The sequence below is a fragment of the Rhodoferax sp. GT1R46 genome, from assembly GCF_056521285.1.
In genome coordinates this window covers 1-16,728 of the sequence record NZ_JBWMBC010000004.1, presented here as the reverse complement: position 1 = coordinate 16,728, position 16,728 = coordinate 1, and the positions used below count along the sequence as shown (strand labels likewise).

Annotated in this window: 17 protein-coding genes and 1 pseudogene; 3 read left to right on the top strand and 15 right to left on the bottom strand. The window is 55.6% G+C overall.

Annotated elements, in window-relative coordinates; all coding sequences use genetic code 11:
* Window positions 1-15: 15 nt before the first annotated feature.
* The 14 genes from AC097W_RS10415 to AC097W_RS10350 all read right to left on the bottom strand — a co-directional run bounded on the left by AC097W_RS10415 (window position 16) and on the right by AC097W_RS10350 (window position 13,286).
* On the bottom strand, window positions 16-1,071 hold the full coding sequence (locus AC097W_RS10415; RefSeq protein WP_479602477.1) for a nucleotidyltransferase family protein: 1,056 nt from the start codon (window positions 1,069-1,071) through the stop codon (window positions 16-18).
* A 15-nt stretch (window positions 1,072-1,086) separates the two neighbouring features.
* Window positions 1,087-2,250 carry a UDP-N-acetylglucosamine 2-epimerase gene (gene neuC / locus AC097W_RS10410; protein ID WP_479602475.1) on the bottom strand — a complete coding sequence of 388 codons (1,164 nt, stop codon included), beginning with the start codon at window positions 2,248-2,250 and terminating at the stop codon, window positions 1,087-1,089.
* A complete protein-coding gene (gene neuB / locus AC097W_RS10405) occupies window positions 2,247-3,248 on the bottom strand; it encodes an N-acetylneuraminate synthase (protein WP_479602473.1) in 1,002 nt (333 codons plus the stop codon). The genes neuC and neuB overlap by 4 nt, the downstream gene beginning before the upstream one ends.
* Window positions 3,245-3,880, bottom strand: coding sequence for a PglD-related sugar-binding protein (locus AC097W_RS10400; protein ID WP_479602471.1), 636 nt, complete (start codon window positions 3,878-3,880; stop codon window positions 3,245-3,247). The genes neuB and AC097W_RS10400 overlap by 4 nt, the downstream gene beginning before the upstream one ends.
* 41 nt (window positions 3,881-3,921) lie before the next feature.
* Window positions 3,922-5,088 (bottom strand): LegC family aminotransferase, encoded by a 1,167-nt coding sequence (locus AC097W_RS10395; RefSeq protein WP_479602469.1) that lies wholly within the window; start codon window positions 5,086-5,088, stop codon window positions 3,922-3,924.
* A 5-nt stretch (window positions 5,089-5,093) separates the two neighbouring features.
* Window positions 5,094-6,092 (bottom strand): NAD-dependent 4,6-dehydratase LegB, encoded by a 999-nt coding sequence (locus AC097W_RS10390; protein ID WP_479602465.1) that lies wholly within the window; start codon window positions 6,090-6,092, stop codon window positions 5,094-5,096.
* Between the two features lie 35 nt (window positions 6,093-6,127).
* Window positions 6,128-7,402, bottom strand: a complete 1,275-nt coding sequence (locus AC097W_RS10385; protein WP_479602463.1) for a lipopolysaccharide biosynthesis protein — start codon at window positions 7,400-7,402, stop codon at window positions 6,128-6,130.
* A 5-nt stretch (window positions 7,403-7,407) separates the two neighbouring features.
* Window positions 7,408-8,511, bottom strand: a complete 1,104-nt coding sequence (locus tag AC097W_RS10380) for a DegT/DnrJ/EryC1/StrS family aminotransferase (protein WP_479602461.1) — start codon at window positions 8,509-8,511, stop codon at window positions 7,408-7,410.
* Window positions 8,512-8,528: 17 nt separating this feature from the next.
* Window positions 8,529-9,107, bottom strand: a complete 579-nt coding sequence (locus tag AC097W_RS10375; protein ID WP_479602459.1) for an acyltransferase — start codon at window positions 9,105-9,107, stop codon at window positions 8,529-8,531.
* 1 nt (window position 9,108) lies between these two features.
* Window positions 9,109-10,167, bottom strand: a complete 1,059-nt coding sequence (locus AC097W_RS10370; RefSeq protein WP_479602456.1) for a Gfo/Idh/MocA family protein — start codon at window positions 10,165-10,167, stop codon at window positions 9,109-9,111.
* A gap of 41 nt (window positions 10,168-10,208) precedes the next feature.
* Window positions 10,209-11,507 (bottom strand): nucleotide sugar dehydrogenase, encoded by a 1,299-nt coding sequence (locus AC097W_RS10365; RefSeq protein WP_479602454.1) that lies wholly within the window; start codon window positions 11,505-11,507, stop codon window positions 10,209-10,211.
* A 138-nt stretch (window positions 11,508-11,645) separates the two neighbouring features.
* Window positions 11,646-11,906, bottom strand: a complete 261-nt coding sequence (locus AC097W_RS10360; RefSeq protein ID WP_479602452.1) for a GDP-mannose 4,6-dehydratase — start codon at window positions 11,904-11,906, stop codon at window positions 11,646-11,648.
* Window positions 11,903-12,274, bottom strand: a complete 372-nt coding sequence (locus AC097W_RS10355) for a MarR family EPS-associated transcriptional regulator (protein WP_479602450.1) — start codon at window positions 12,272-12,274, stop codon at window positions 11,903-11,905. Before AC097W_RS10355 ends, AC097W_RS10360 begins: the two co-directional genes overlap by 4 nt.
* Before the next feature lie 205 nt (window positions 12,275-12,479).
* Entirely contained in the window at window positions 12,480-13,286 is an 807-nt protein-coding gene (locus tag AC097W_RS10350) for a ParB/RepB/Spo0J family partition protein (protein ID WP_479602448.1), read from the bottom strand.
* Window positions 13,287-13,500: 214 nt separating this feature from the next.
* Between AC097W_RS10350 and AC097W_RS10345 the strand changes: the two genes are divergently transcribed.
* From AC097W_RS10345 to AC097W_RS10335, 3 genes and pseudogenes are all read left to right on the top strand, one after another.
* On the top strand, window positions 13,501-14,769 hold the full coding sequence (locus AC097W_RS10345; protein WP_479602446.1) for an AAA family ATPase: 1,269 nt from the start codon (window positions 13,501-13,503) through the stop codon (window positions 14,767-14,769).
* Entirely contained in the window at window positions 14,769-15,443 is a 675-nt protein-coding gene (locus AC097W_RS10340; RefSeq protein WP_479602445.1) for an RloB family protein, read from the top strand. Before AC097W_RS10345 ends, AC097W_RS10340 begins: the two co-directional genes overlap by 1 nt.
* A 78-nt stretch (window positions 15,444-15,521) precedes the next feature.
* Window positions 15,522-15,806, top strand: a pseudogene (locus tag AC097W_RS10335) (tripartite tricarboxylate transporter substrate-binding protein); the annotation flags it as partial.
* A 29-nt stretch (window positions 15,807-15,835) separates the two neighbouring features.
* Here AC097W_RS10335 and AC097W_RS10330 read toward each other — a convergent pair.
* Window positions 15,836-16,534 (bottom strand): DUF2726 domain-containing protein, encoded by a 699-nt coding sequence (locus AC097W_RS10330; RefSeq protein WP_479602443.1) that lies wholly within the window; start codon window positions 16,532-16,534, stop codon window positions 15,836-15,838.
* Window positions 16,535-16,728 lie beyond the last annotated feature (194 nt).

Sequence of the window (16,728 nt, the reverse complement as noted above, 5' to 3'; positions counted from 1 at the left end):
TGAGGTGGTTCGGATTTATATGGATGCGTGATTGCTGCGCGCTCGTTCCAGATCATCAGGGCGTCCGACGTCGAGCCACGGTTCATGCATCGGATACGCCACCGTGCGTTTGGATTGTTCTTGCAGGCGCTCAAACAAGGTGGGCATGTCGCAGCGGGCATCAGCCGCCAAGGCATTCAACGCATCCGGATCAAGTGCATAGACACCCGCATTAATGTGACTGCGGGCCACAGGTTTTTCTTCAAACCCCACAATCTCAACACCTTGGGTTTGCACCACGCCAAAGGGGTGCTGCCATTCATGCACGCGCACCGCCATGGTTGCGGCAGCGTTGTGACGCAGGTGAAAATCAAGCAGTTCACCGTAGTGGATATCAGTGATCACATCGCCATTGGTGACCACAAACGCAGCGTCGGGGCGTGGATTGAGCAACCCTAACGCACCGGCTGTGCCCAACGGGGACTGTTCACGCAGGTAGTCGATCTGCACACCAAGTCGCTCGCCATTGCCAAAGTGTTCTTCAATCATGTGGCCCAGGTAATGGATTGCCAACACAAAATGACTAAACCCTTCCAATTTGGCATGTTCAATGATGTGCTCCAGCATCGGCTTGCCTGCCACGGGCAACAATGGTTTAGGACAGTTTTCGGTGTGTGGTCGCAGCCGAGTTCCCATGCCACCGGCCATGATTACCATCAGATTGGGGCGCACGGGTGGTGTGGCGATTTCATCCCAGAGATGCAGGCCGACGACATGGTGATGCTCATCGACGGCCGGAATCTGCTGGATCTTGTTAGCCACCATCAACTGCATAACCATCTCGCGCGTCATTTCAGGCGGCACGACCAACGCATTGCGATGGATGACGTTGGTGATCGGGCTGTTAAGGTCCAGTCCTTTGAGTAAACTGCGCCGTATGTCGCCGTCAGATATCGTGCCTTCCAGCTCACCTGCCTCATTAACCACCAGGACGATCTTGATCGCGACCTGATCCAGGTTGCTGATGGCTTGCTGAATGGTGGCATGAGCGGGGAGGATGGCTTTGCGCCAGATTTGTTCGGTCGAATTCACTTGTTGCGCCCCATGTCAATGTGCAGGTAGATCATAAAAAGACTTTTTGGCGATGCCATCAAGCGCACAGTGCTTGATGGTTTCAACCACTTTTTCACTTGCGCCACCCTCGCCATAAGGGTTTTGTACCTGGCTCAAACCCGCTTGAAAGGCTGCGGTGTAGAGCTTTTCCAAAGCGGCCGCGATACCCTGACGCGTTGGTTCGCAATTGATCACGCTTGTCGCACGCAACCGTCCCCGTTGACGGTCGCCAATGTTAATGGTGCCCTTCTTGAAGCTGGGTACTTCGGCCAAGCCACTGGAAGAATTGCCCACAACGCCATCAATCTGTGCTACGCATGAAAGATAGCGCAGTTGGCCGAGGGATGTGTAGGCGCGCGCGTTAGGATGTTGAGCCACAAACTGCTGCACCATCTTGATCAAGGTACGGCCATCAGTATCTGCGTTGGGCATGGTGAAAATAAGTTGCGTGTCTTTCAGCTCTGCCAAGGCGGCTAACAGTTCTGCCATCTGATCTTCGGCCGTTGAAGTCTCAAGCGTGACCGGATGAAAGGTAATCAACAAGTTCTTTGCGCCGAGTTGGAAGTCAATCGACGCTTCTAACTCTGCGCGGTCGAGAAGTTTCAATCGCTTGATGTTGTCAATGCCCAAGCCGCCGACCAGAAACACCCGTTCAGGCTGCTCACCTAGCTGAATTACTCGCTGGCGGTACACTTCCGCCGCCACAAAATGCAGGTGCGACATTTTGGTGATCGAATGCCTAAGCGCTTCATCAAAAGCCCCCTCGGTAGTCTCACCACCATGCAGGTGGGCGACAGGCATACGGGCAACCAGAGCCGCTGCCACTGCTGCAAAAATCTCGAACCTATCGCCGAGTACCACGATGAGGTCGGGGTTCAGCTCATTCAATGCATCGGCCAAACCGATTAACCCCAAGCCCATGGATTTGGCGATGCCCACGGGCGTGTCTGAGCTGGTGAGCATTTCGACCTTGCGGTCAATCTGAAAACCGTCCTTTTCAATCTCGCGGTAAGTCAAACCGAACTCAGGCGACAAGTGCATGCCGGTGGCAATGACCTGTAGCGTGAGCTCTGAATCGTCCTTAATGCCTTGCATGACCCAGCGCAGCAAACCATATTCGGCTCGGGTGCCGGTGATGACACAGATTTTCCGGGTCATAGTTCGATCAACTCGTCTGCCGCGAAATCGCGCGTCGCGATGCGTCCTATCACTTCATCCCAACGCATGGGAGAGACACCCGTACCAGGCCGCTTGGTGGTGATGTTTTGCGCACTAAATGCGTCGCCCGCTTTAATAGCTTGGCTGGCCACCATTGACTTGCGAGCAACTGGTTTATTCCGCGCCTCGCTTGGTGTTAGGCGTTTGATGCCATCGCCCAGTGCGACTTCAATATTGCGAATGGCTGCCACCATGGCTTTGAGCTCTGTTGGCTCAAGGCTGGCTTGGTGGTCGGGGCCGGGTAAATTGCGGTCCAGCGTGAAATGTTTTTCAATCACGGTCGCACCCATGGCCACGGCGGCAATGGCCACTTCGATGCCGGGTGTGTGGTCGGAATAACCTACCGCTACGCCAAAGGCGGCATGAATGCTCTGCATGGCACGCAGGTTGACTTCATTCATGGGCGTGGGGTATTCGGTGGTGCAGTGGAGTACAGTGATTTGGGCACGCGCTGTGCCAGCCTGTTCCAACACGTCGATTGCAGCTTCAATATCACCCAGAGTCGCCATGCCGGTGGACAGAATCATCGACTTTCCACAACCCGCCATGTGACGCAGGAATGGTAGGTTGGTGATCTCGCCAGACGGGATCTTGACAAGGTCTAGCCCCAGCTCGATCAGCATATCGAAACTATCGGTGTCAAACGCGGTGGAGAAGAATCCAATGCCGTGTCGACGACACTCTTCAATCAGTTCGTCGTGGTCCACCCTCGTCAGTTCGAGCTTGCGCACCATATCGAACTGGCTTTCAGTGGGATCGGTGCTGCCCTTTTGGTATTGCGCCTTCGGAGCGTGCAGCGCGATGCTCTTGGACGTGATGAAGCTCTGGAACTTAACCAAGTCGGCGCCCGCAGCGGCAGCGCTTGCGACCAACTTCTTCGCCAAGGCGAGATCGCCGTTATGGTTCACGCCTGCCTCGGCAATGATCAGTGTCTTCATTTGATCCTCTTTGCCGGGATGCCAACGTACACAGCGCTCGGTTCGCAGTCCTTCACAACCACGGACCCCGACCCGATCACGGTATCGGCGCCAATGATTAGCCTCAATCTGTCCGTGCCTTGGTTGACCGCCGCGCCAGTGCCCACCCAGCAGCGCGTGCCAATGTGCACATTGCCTGAGATGTTCGCGCCTGGGGACACGTTGACGAAGTCATCAACAATTACATCGTGGCCGACCGTCGCGTTCAGGTTGAAAATCGTGAAGTCGCCGACCCGGATGTTGTTGGTGAACCTCACCCCTGCACAGACGATTACGCCCTTGCTGGTACCAATAGCGTTGAGCTGCCCCTTACCGAAGCTCGCGCTCGGATGTATCAGGTTGACGAAGCGCAGCTCGTCACCGAAGCGTTGGGCCACCTTTTGCCGCACGGTGTTTTGGCCAATGCCGATCGCGAACTGCATGTCACCGTGCCGACCGGCGTCACATTCCAGCATGACGTCGCCGGGTGAGGTCCATGCGTCGAGCTCAGCCTGATCGCGGCCGATGTACACAGTCCGGTATCCGAGCTCGTTGGCAATGTCGTTGACCTCTCGCGCGAAGCCGGATGTGCCGAAGATGCCTAAGGATTTCATTGTTGATTGACTTTTCGTGTGGGTTGAGTATTGCCGCGGGACTAGAGCAAACCCGAGCTGCTCGGGATGTTAATCAAGCGCCGCTCCAGCGATTCGGCCACCGGCAAAGGTGCCTTAGGCGCGTTGCTGTACATCGACAGGCGATTCATCAGCGACCAGACCGGGCGTGTCATCAGGCCAGCATCGTTGGTGGCGGTCAGTACCGCGTCGCGTTGGTCGGCGAGTGAATCGTCAAGCAACAGCGTCTGCAACCAGAAGTTGCTGTGGCACCCCGCCGGTTCGGCGACCAGGCGAACACCCTTAACGTCGGCAAATGCTGATTGATAGCGCTCATACAGGTGGCGCTTGTCGGCCAAGAAACCTGGCAATTGCTCAAGCTGCGCGCAGCCCAGCGCAGCATTCAGGTTGGGCAACCGGTAGTTGTAGCCCACCTCGTCATGCACAAAGTTCCATCGATGCGGCAACTTGGCCGTCGTGGTCAGGTGCTTGGCGCGCTTGCCTAGTTCGAGGTCATTGGTGAGGATGGCACCGCCGCCACCGGTGGTAATAGTCTTGTTGCCATTGAAGCTCAAGGTGCCCATCAGCCCAAAGGTGCCGGTGTGCTGCCCGCCCACGGTGCTGCCCAGGGATTCGGCGGCATCTTCGATAAGTTGCAGGTGGAAGTCGTGCGCGAGTGCGAGCAGCGCTTCAATGTCAACGGGATGTCCAAAGGTGTGCATCGGCACCATCGCGCGGATGACGCGGCCGGTGCTGCGGTTGATGCAATGGCCGCCGCGCATTTCGGTCGTGCTGGTGAGGTAGTCCCGCAAAGCGTGAGCGTCCATGCCGAGCGAGCGCGCCTCGCTGTCAACAAAATGCGGTGTTGCTTGGCAATAGGCCACAGCATTGGCTGTGGCGATGAAGGTGAGTGCCGGCAACAACACTTCGTCGCCCGCTTCCACACCAGCCAAGAGCAGAGATACATGCAGCGCTGCCGTGCCGTTGACCACGGCTACCGCGCGTTTGGCACCGGTGAAGGCGGCCAAGTCATCCTCGAAACGGTCAACAAACTTACCCACGGAGGACACGAAGGTTGAATCGAGGCATTCCTTCAAGTAGGCCCATTCGTTACCGCGAAAACGAGGTTCGTGCAGGGCGAGCGGCCCAGGGCCCACCACCGACTTAATGGCTTGAACGATGTCCTGCGGTAGATTGCTGGTCGTATTCATGGCGCTTAGATGTTGTAGGTGTCAGCTTTGTAGGCTGACAGGTTCGCGGGTTCACGGAACCAGGCGATGGTCTCGGTCAGGCCACGCAAGAAGCCTTCGCGGCTACCGTATTGCGGTTGCCAGCCGAGCAGTTCTCGTGCTTTGGTGTTGGATGCCCACAAACGTTCAACTTCGCTTTTCTCAGGGCGTAAACGCTGTTCGTCCGTAATTATTTCTATGGATGTTCCCATGGCTTCGGCGATAGCGTGGGCAGTGTCACCAATGGAAATTTCGAAATTACTGCCAAGGTTAATGACCTCACCAACGGCACGGTCCGACTCCAAGGCAGCAATAAAGCCAGCCACTGTATCCGCCACGTAGTTGAAGTCGCGCGTGGGGGACACCGCGCCGAGCTTGATCTGCCGTTGACCATGGGCAATCTGGGTGATGATGGTCGGGATCACGGCGCGAGCGGACTGGCGCGGGCCGAAGGTATTAAAAGGTCGAAGTAGCGTAACTGGTGTACCAAACGATGAATAAAACGACATGGCAATTTGATCTGCGCCAATCTTGCTAGCCGAATAAGGCGATTGGCCTTGCAGCGGGTGATCTTCTGTTATCGGCACAAAGCGCGCCGTGCCGTACACCTCGCTCGTCGAAGTCTGCACCACCTTGCTCACGCCCAGGTCGCGCGCCGCCTGGACGATGTTGAGCGTCCCCTTGATGTTGGTTTCAACGTAGGTGTCGGGCGAGTGGTATGAATAAGGGATGGCAATTAGGGCCGCGAGGTGCAGCACCGCGTCGCAGTCTTTCATGGCGGTACGCACGCCGTTGGGATCTCGCACGTCGCCAGCAAACACTTCGAACTTCCCTTTGACGTCCGCGCTGCAGCGGTCGAGCCAACCCCAGGAGTTGAACGAGTTGTAGAGCACGAATGCTCGAACATCGTAGCCCGCGCGTACAAGTGCTTCGGTCAGGTGGGAGCCGATGAAGCCGTCGGCTCCGGTAATCAAGATTTTCTTCATAAGTCGCATTCAATAAATTCGCATAAACGCGGTCGTCAGCCAGCCGTTGACCGGAATGCTTTCAACCAAGGCATTGGGTGCAGCTTCTGAGCAAGCCACCACGTGCCGATGAAACTAAGTGCATTTGTCAGCATGAATGCCTGCCCTGCGCCAGTGATGCCGCTATGCCCGACAAGAACAAACATTAAGGGAATGTTTGCAAGGCCAGAGACAAAGGTTACAAAAGCAAGAACCTTGGTTTTACTCTCAAAAAAAATGTAGTTGGTAACCATGAAATAACAGCCACCAAATGCAAAGCCAAGGGCGATATAAATAACAAGTTCGCCTGCTGCCCGAAAAGACTCGCCTACTAGGAAACCGACAAACAACGGAGCCAAGAGGCCGAACGTCGTGGCGGCCGCGAGCACCAAGACAAAATAAAGATAGGTCCCACGCACAATCGTTACACGTAATGCATCGGTTGGCTTTGATAAATTTTTCATTAACCAAGGCGCATAGGCCTTGTTAAACGACTCGGTCATGAGGCCAAGTGCTTGCCCGACCTGCAAAGCAACCATGTAGATACCCGCTTGCGCAACATCAAGCAGCTTGACAATCACAAACCGATCAGCAGCGACGATCAACAACCCACCAATCACATGAGGTATCAGAGGCACACCAAATTTTAAAGCATCACGGGAATGCACACGCCAGCCTTTTGAAGGCCGCATCAGACCATCCTTCATCAACCACCACAGAGCAATTATTCCAAACAGCATGACTGCCACAGTCTGCCCCAGAACCCGGCCTTCCCAAGCCATGCCAACCATTAATATCAAGACCAGCGAAACGGCCGCATTGAGCAAACTCTGACTAATCTGGAACGCACCGTATTTTTTAGCCTCGCCAGAAACCTGCCAGAGTGCCAAGCGAATGTTACCGAGAAACTGGAAGCCTGAAAGCACAACCGCCACCAGAAGCCAATCTGAGGGCACCCCGGAGGCCCCCGCAAGCCACACCCCAAATACCGCAACCAGCAAAAAAAGCACTGCCGTGCTGATCACCAATATCCCGACACAAGCGCCAACATACTCCGCGAGTGCCTTCTTTTCCAGCTGAAAATAACGTACGCCTACAGCCCCATGCACACTCAGACCAGTGAATGCCCCCATCACGCTGAGCACCAAGCCAAACATGGCTACGGTTCCGTAATCGGCCGGTGTGAGCACCCGAGTCAAAATTGGCAAAAGCAGGAATGGAATTCCGGCATTGAGGATATTCGCCCCAAGGTAAATCGCCGCATTGCCAAAAAGCTTGCTCCGAAGATTCACAGCAATCAGGCCTCAATAGCTGCGAGGCTCTGCGCAATTTGGCGCTGTTGCGGTGCTGTTAGATACGGCCCCATCGGCAAGCTGATCACTTGCTCTGCGGCTTCATCGCCTCTTGGCAGTTGCACAGCTGCATCAGCCACCGCCGGTTGTTTGTTCAGCGGGATCGGGTAATGCACGGCGGTCGGGATACCGGCTGCCTTCAACTTTTCCTGCACGGCGGCGCGGTCCTGCACGCGGATGGTGTATTGGGCGTAGACGCTGGTGTTGTGAGGTTCGATGTGGGGTAGGACTGTCGGGGGCATGGATTGCCGCGCCTCGCTCGCAAAGATGGATGCGTACCGAGCTGCTACTTGCTGGCGCAGGGCAATTTCTTCTTCAAAAATGGCCAGTTTGGGTAGCAGAATGGCGGCTTGCAGGGTGTCCAGGCGGCTGTTGACACCGACGCGGATGTGGTGGTAGCGCCTGTCTTGGCCGTGGCGGGCGATTTGCCGCAGCACTTTGGCCAGTTCTTCGTCATTGGTGAAAATGGCGCCGCCGTCGCCATAGGCGCCTAGCGGTTTGCTGGGGAAGAAGCTGGTGCAGGCAACTGTGCTTAGGTTGCAGCTATTGCGGCCTTTGTAGGTGGCGCCAAAACTTTGAGCAGCGTCTTCTATAACCGGGATGCCGTGTTTGGCGGCAACGGCGTTGATGGCATCCATGTCGGCGCACTGGCCGTAGAGGCTGACCGGGATGATGGCTTTGGTGCGCGGGGTGATGGCGGCTGCCAGCAATTGTGGGTCCAGGTTGTAGGTGCGCGGATCAATATCCACATACACCGGCTTGGCGCCGAGCAGGGCCACGGTTTCGGCGGTGGCAATGTAGGTAAAACCGGGGGTGATGACTTCGTCACCGGGGCCAATGCCAAAGGCCATTTGGGCGATTTGCAGTGCATCGGTGCCGTTGGCGCAAGTAATGCAGTATTTGGCACCAGTAAAGGCGGCCAGTTTTTCTTCCAGTTCCGTCACTTCGGGGCCGAGGATGTACTGGCCGTGGTCTAGTACGCGCTGGATGCCCGCGTCAATGTCAGCTTTCAGCCGTTGATATTGGCTTTTGAGGTCACAAAATTCCATCTTTTTATTCCTGTCATTTATTCTTGAACGCTGCAGAAGCCGTCGCGCAGCACATATTTCAGCCCGGTATGCGGGCAAAGCGTCTCGGCATTACCACCCAACGGCAAGCCCAGCCGTTCGCCAAACCGACTCATCCACCCGATCTGTTTGGCTGGCACGCCTGCCATCAAGGCGTAGGGTTTGACGTTTCGGTTAATGACCGCACCAGCCGCCACAAAAGCGTATTCGCCCAGTGTGGTGCCGCAAACCACCGTGGAGTTGGCCCCCAGGGTAACGCCGCGTTTGACCAGTGTGTCACGGTATTCGTCTTTGCGGCTCACTGCGCTGCGAGGGTTGTACACGTTGGTAAAGACCATGCTGGGGCCGCAGAATACGTCGTCTTCTAAAGTCACGTTGTCATAGACCGAGACGTTGTTCTGGATCTTGCAGTTGTTGCCAATCACCACGCGGTTGCCCACAAACACGTTTTGACCAAACGAGCAATCGCGGCCGATTTGGGCGCCACCACTGATGTGCACCCAGTGCCAGACGCGGCTACCGTCGCCAACTTGTGCACCTTCGTCAACAATAGCCGTGGGGTGAATGGTGACGCTCATGTCAGTATTCCAACGGCAAGGCAACTCGCTTGCCGTCACGGGACGATAGGTACATGGCGATGAGCAACTCTAGTGTGATGAGTCCTTCGCGGCCATCGGTTTCCGGTTCGGCTTCACCGCGCAGGGTTTCGATTACGTTGCGATAGTAGAGCGGGTGGCCCAAGCCATAGACCGAGGTGGTTTGGTAGCTGCTGGCAGCCACCTCAGCGTCTTCCGGGCGGGTGTCGGCAAATTCCCAGGTCTGTATCTCATTGACCGCTACGCCGCCAATGCGCACCGTGCCTTTTTCTCCCAGGATGGTAATGCTGCCTTCCATGTTTTTGGGGTAGGTAAGCATGGTGACGTTCAAGGTGCCCATGGCCCCGCTGCGCCAGCGTATGGCGGCTACACCGCTGTCTTCGACTTCGATGTTGCGCGCCAGCGTGGCGGTGTAGGCCATAACGCTTTCGACCGGGCCAATCATCCAGTGCAGCAGGTCGATGTAATGGCTGGCCTGGTTCATGAAGGCTCCGCCATCAAATTCCCAGGTACCGCGCCATTTGGCACTGTCGTAATACGCTTGTGGGCGGGTCCAGAACACATTCATGGCCACCGAGTAAATTTTCCCAAAGCGGTCTTGTTCAACAGCTTTCTTTAACAGCTGCAGGGTTGCGTTGCGTCGGTTTTGTTTGACCACAAACAGGCGCACATTGGCATCGTCACAGGCTTTGACCATCCGCACACCGTCGTGCCAGCGGGTGGCCATGGGCTTTTCGGTCATGACGTGGCGGCCAGACGCGGCTACCTGAATCGCTTGCTCGGGGTGCAGGCCGCTGGGGGTGGTCAACACCACCAAGTCTGCCGTGGTGGTCTTTAGCAGGTCAGCCAAGTTGCTGTGGCCGGTGGCCTTGGTGCGGGTGACGGCTTGCGCCAGGGCGTCGGCGTTGACATCACACACGTCAACCAGTTCTACGTTTTCAGCGTGGCTCTCGATGGCTGCAAAGTGGTTGTTGGCAATGCGGCCGCAGCCAATCAGGGCGAGGCGTATTTTTCGGTTGGTGATGGGGGCGTAGTTGTACATCTTTTCTCTTCAATTTCTTGGGTGTTGCTGCAGCATGAGAACTACAAACGGAAGACGGTAAAACCGGCTGCGGCGGCCTCGTGGCGGTTGTAGAGGCTTTTGACATCGGCCAAGACGGGCTTGTCACCCCGGCAAAGCAGGCGCAGGTCAGCGGGGGTCAGATTGCGGTATTCGCTGTGGCCTACGGCGATGACAAGGGAGTCCACCGGGTGGTCGGCATCGACTGTGCCAAGTTCAACGCCATATTCGTGCGCCACTTCTTCAGCGTTGGCCCATGAGTCGGTAACCACGACTCTGATGCCCCATGTTTCGAATTCACGCACCATGTCCACGACTTTGCTGTTGCGGATATCGGGGCAATTTTCTTTGAAGGTGATGCCCAGCAGACCGACTGTGCTGCGCGCGACGTCAATGCCGTTGCGCAACATACGTTTGATCACGTTGCGGGCAACGTAGCGCGCCATGTTGTCGTTGATGCGGCGACCGGCCAGAATGACTTGCGGGTGGTAACCCACCTCTTCAGCCTTGTGGGTAAGGTAATACGGGTCGACACCAATACAGTGGCCACCCACCATACCAGGTCGAAACGGTAAAAAATTCCATTTGCTGCCGGCCGCTTCAAGCACTTCAGTGGTATCGATGTCCAAGCGGTCAAAGATGACGGATAACTCGTTGACCAAGGCGATGTTCAGGTCGCGCTGGGTGTTCTCAATGACTTTGGCTGCTTCCGCGACCTTGATGCTGCTTGCCTTAAAGGTACCTGCGGTGATGATGCTTTTATACAGGGCGTCTACGACCTCAGCCACTTCAGGCGTACTGCCGCTGGTGATTTTTTTGATCTTGGTGAGTGTGTTGACCTTGTCGCCGGGGTTGATGCGCTCGGGGCTGTAGCCGCAAAAAAAATCAACGTTGAACTTTTCCCCGCTAAATTGTTCCAGTACAGGCACGCAAATTTCTTCGGTGGCTCCAGGGTACACGGTGGACTCATAAATAACGATGTCGCCTGGCTTTAGCACCTTGCCGACCGTTTCGCTGGCTTTGACCAGCGGCGTCAGGTCGGGGCGGTTGGCTTTGTCAATGGGCGTGGGCACGGTGACGATGAACACGTTGCAGTCGGCGAGCGCCGCGGCATCGGCGCTGAATTGCAGCCGCGCGGCCAGCGCCAACTCTTCAGACGTGGTTTCAAGCGTGCGGTCTTGCCCGCTGCGCAATTGCGCGACGCGCTGGGTATTGATGTCAAAGCCAAGGGTGTCAAACTGTTTGCCAAATTCAACGGCAAGCGGCAAGCCTACGTAGCCAAGGCCGATGATGGCGATTTTGTTGTTGTTGTTCAGGTTCATGACAGGGTGGCGGTGAAGTTATTTTGCTTCTGTTCTAGTAGCTGCTTACGAAGGATGGACAGGGGTTAGAGGCCGATTTCATTCAATACTGACGTTGACGCTGTACCCGTGGTGCTTGAGCAGGGCGTGTTTTTTGGCCTAAGCCAGGTCGTTGGCGACCATCTCAGCGCACATTTCTTGCGCGGTGATCTCAGGCCCCCAGCCTAGTTTTTGTTTGGCCTTGGTGGGGTCACCGAGCAGGGTCTCGACTTCGGTGGGGCGGAAGTAGCGGGGGTCGATGCGGACTATTGCCGCCTCACGCAATGCGCCAGGAACGACTGCATAGCCTACTTCATTGACACCGGTGAGCCAACCATGCCAAGGCGGCCTGCTACATAGATTTTTTTGGATGTTGCTCATGAACCGGATTGCGCTGATGTGGATTGAGATGGCTGGTCAGCTTCAAGCTGCAACGCTTCAAATTCTTCACGCAGTTTTTCATATTCCGCCATCTTGCGCTGCAAGAACCGTCGGGTCAGTACAGCTTTTTCAGCCATGCCGGTGGGAGTAAGCAGGTAGGCGTAACTCAATTTGTCGGGGTTCTTGCTGAAGCTGCCCATTTTGATCCAGCCTTTTTCAACCAGCGCTTTGAGGCAGAAGTTGATGGTGCTGACGTTGATGCCGACTTCCTTTGCCAAGGTGCGCTGCGTCACGCCAGGTTTTTCCTGGAGCACTTTGAGCGTCCAAAATAGGGTGTCGTCGTTGGCGGTCTGGCGGCGTGTGGTCATCGGGTAAATTCGGTCTGGCAAGTTCTGGGAGCTGAAAATAAGTAAATTCAGAATAGCTACCGCAGCCAGTGGGCGCCCAGATGGGCGTGTGACAGGTTGGCCGGTAAAGCGTTATTGTTTTGATTTCAAACAATTTTAGCCTCGGATTTACCAATTTGGTGCGATGCAAAATAATTTCGCGTCCGACTACCGTCCTATCCAGCATTTACCGCTCCACGCTGAGCACCGCTTCACCCTGTTGCTGCTGCACCGCCTCTTCCGTGCTGACGGTGTTGGCCACCAGTTCCAGGTGGCTCAAAATCTCCGGTTCGCGGCGTTCGATGTAGCTTTTGACGGCTGCATTGGCCAGCAACTTGGTCAAGTAGCCTTTAGCCACCACCAGATTGAGCAATTCAGAGCCGTAGTTGCTTTCCGCATCTTTATAGGTGGCCTGAACCTGGCTCATCTCTTTCTCCAGCTTGACCAGTTGCTCCATGGGGGCGGCCTTCATGTTGCGCAAAATGCGGGTTACATCCGGGGTGAACTGGTGGTCTTGCAGCAGGGCAATGGCTTCGGGGCAAATGCCTGAGAGCAGGTTGATGCGCCGGTTGATCGAGCTCAAATTCACATTGAAGGCGCGCGCCAGGCGCTCTTTGCTCACGCCCCGGTCAATGGCGCGGCGGATCATGTAATGCTCTTGAATGGTTGACAGGCGATTGATCCGGTGGTTGTAGCTGTAGGTTTCGTCGTCTTTGGCAAACAGGCAAGCCACTTCGTTCAGGCCCAGTTCTTTGAAAGCCAGCACGCGCAAATGGCCATCCAGCAGCAGGTATTCAGACTTGCTGGGATCGGGCTGGATGACGGCCAGGGGTTCGATCAGGCCAATTTCATGGATGGATGAGACGATTTGCTTGTATTTGCGCGTGCTCATGATGCCGTCTGGCACCTTTTTGCTGGGCAGCAGTTGGTCAATCGGGATTTGATAGGTTTCTAGGTCAAACCCAAGCAGGGTGTTGAGCGGTTTGGTGGGCATCTGGAAAACGTGACAACATGAGTCGAAATCTGACGGCATCGAACCGAGCACGTCTGAAGCAACTGAGCTTGGACGCGGCCATGACTCCCGCTCACAGCCAGGCGACGTTGCCTTCCTGAGCACCTAAAAACATGACTTTATCGCATTAATAACTTGATTTTTTGCGCTACTATTGCAAAATGTTGATTTATTATCATGTCTCAAGGTGAATTCAATGCTGATAGAGTTCCGCGTTAAGAACTTCCGAAGCCTGCGCGACGAACAGGTGCTGAGTCTTGTTGCATCCAAGGACAAGACCCTGCAGGACACCCATACACAAACAACAGGCATCAGCGCTGCCCCGACTCTGTTGCGCAGTGCGGTGGTGTATGGCGCAAACGCGAGCGGCAAGTCCAATCTCATCAAAGCGCTGCAATATATGCGTGGCGTGGTGACTGAGTCGGCGACGGCGATCCAACCTGGCCAGACCTTTGCAGTGCAGCCATTCCGACTCGATGCCGATTCCGCCAGCCAGCCCAGCGAGTTTGAAGTAACTTTCCTGATTGATGGTGTGCGTTACCAGTATGGCTTTGCCATGACCGCACAGCGCATCGTGAGTGAGCATTTGCTGGTTTACAAGGCTTTCAAGCCCCAGCGCTGGTTCACGCGCCACTTCGACACAGTTACCGGAAAAGATGTCTACGAATTTGGCCCTGGTCTTAAAGGTCCCAAGAATCTGTGGGAAGGGGCGACCCGACCGAACGCATTGTTCCTGTCAATGGCTGTGCAACTCAATAGCGAAGCCTTGCGCCCGGTGTTCGACTGGTTCACGAGTCGACTGGTCATCTTCAATGAGCAAGCCCAGCTCAGTCCTCAGGTGTCTATTCAGATGCTCAAGCAGGCAGAAGGCCGCAAAGAAATTTGCAACTTTCTCTCTGCCGCCGACATCAGCATCGCCGACATCGATGTGGAAACGCGCAAAGTTCCTGGGCAGGCTGTTCACTTTGACTTGGTCGCCGGAAAAACCGAAGTGCGATCAGAAGAGATGGAAGAGCACAAACTGCGCTTTCACCATGTCACCGAACAGGGCAAAGCTGAGTTTGATTTGATGGACGAGTCCAACGGCACGCGCAATCTGCTGTTTCTTGCAGGGCCAGTGCTGGATATCCTCAGCAAAGGGCTGACACTTGTTATCGACGAACTCGACACCAGTTTGCACACTTTGCTGGTGCGCGAATTGGTGCGACTATTCCACCGACCCGAGATCAACACCGGCGGTGCGCAACTGATCTTCACAACGCACGACACGTCGTTGCTGGACGCGCCAGATCTGTTTCGGCGAGATCAGGTGTGGTTCGTGGAAAAAAATCGCGATCAGACCTCGGCATTGGTCAGCTTGTCAGAATTCAGCCCGCGTAAGAATGAAGATATGGAGCGGGGCTACCTGATGGGTAGATACGGTGGTGTGCCATTTCTCGACCACACACTGGGGTTGAAACACTGATGGCGCGCGACAATTCCCCAAAGGAGCGCCAACAAAAGCAGCTGGAGCGTAAGCAGGGGCGGCGTGCCAGCTACGACCGGATCCTGATCGTTTCCGAGGGCAGCAAGACGGAGCCGAATTATTTTCTCGAGATTCGCGCTATCCATCGCTTGCACACCGCCAACGTGGAGGTTCAGCCTAGCGACTTGGGGACCGCGCCAATTCAGGTTGTGCAGTATGCGAAAGAATTGTTTGAGGATGGCGACCGCTATAAGAACATTCAGCGTCGTGCGTTCGAGAAGGTCTATGCCGTGTTTGACCGTGACGACCATGACAGCTATCACGAGGCTCTGACGCTGGCAGCCTCGCTGGACGGCAAGCTCAGGAATGATGCCAAGCAGCCGGTCTCCTTTCAGGCCATTGCATCGGTGCCCAGTTTTGAGCTGTGGCTGCTGCTGCATTTTGAGGACATACAGGCTCCGCTGCATCGTGATGAAGTGATGCGCCGCCTCAAGCTGCACATGCCGGGCTATGACAAAGGCGCGGGCAACGCGTTCGCGACCACCAATGTGCATTTGGCCGTCGCCACCAAGCGTGCAGAACGATTGGCGGTGCACTTTACCGCGCGCACGGACCCTGAGCCTTTCACCGCCATTGTTGAACTGGTAAAGCTGCTGACTACGCTTCGCGGCTGAATGCGTGAAATGTGAGAGTTGCCTGAGGCTGCAGTCCAAGGCAGTAGCTGGTAACGTGTCACGCCGCTTGCTTTGCAGTTGGTAGGGGTGGCACCTATCGCCCAGAGTGGTGGAGATTTTGCCAATTTTGAAGCCAGTTCCTGGTTTGGCATTCTGGCTCCTGCGGGTACACCAAAGGAAATTGTTATCAAACTTCAGCAAGAGATCGCCCGCGCACTGGCCAGTCCGGCAGTCAAGGAGAAGCTGATGGCGCAAGGTGCAAATCCCATTGGCAACACGCCAGATGAATTCGCTGCCTATATTCAGAAAGAATCCAGAAAATGGGCGCAGATCGTTAAAACGTCTGGTGCCAAGGTGGACTAACCCTGGCAATCGGAACCATTGCCTTGTGACTAGGAGCCCAGAGGTGCGGACCGGCTGTCCAGCGGTGTGACGAAGGAGTTTTGCTCCCAGCCGGATCCAAGCCGACTTTCTGCGAAATCCGAAGTGTCTCCCAGCGTGGACTCCAGCCGGGTAAAGCTGCTGCTCTTGTTGTGCCGTTGCCGAGTGACCGCTGCCTGAAGGTTGTCCTTGACGTCCTTGAAGCGGCTCTCAAGATGATCGCGCTCATTTCCCTTGACCGCGTCTTCACCCAGAAATGCCGTGCGAATCTGCGTCAGATGGGGCAAGTTGGCAGGGTCTACCACCCAATAGCGAATGCCGCACTGCGAGAGTAATGTGTGCTTGAGTGTCTGGTTGCCCATCGACAACCCTTTGGGACCTGGCACATCCACACATCCAATCACCTGACCCTCGGTATTGCAGACGGTGAACGTGCAGTAAACGCCATTGAGCAGCTTGTACCAATGCGTTGCTTCTTCTTGGTGGGACGGTGTCGTGAATCGGGTGACTGGCAGCTTTATGAGTATTTGCTGGTCAAACATGACCTTGGTAAGCCATACCCACACCCGTCTTTCGCGGTTATTGACGAGCGGCCGCACTTTCAGCGGCCATTCCTTGGGAATACGCCGACTCTCGCGTGCAACCATCTTGTTGCGCCAGTAGAGTAGCCCCGCCCCTACTGCCAAACCGACAAAAAAAGCATAAAACATTTCATTTACCCTGATTACTCAGCCATCTAACGGGGCTTTACAAGCGATTGCAGTTTACCGTGCTTTGATCGTAATTGTGGGTATTCCGGAGGATCGTGACCGGTCATTCCGCTGATCGTGACCGATGCCCCGAAACGGGGTAAATCTGGGATTCCGCGATCGTGACCGACGATTCCGGGGATCGTGACCGATAT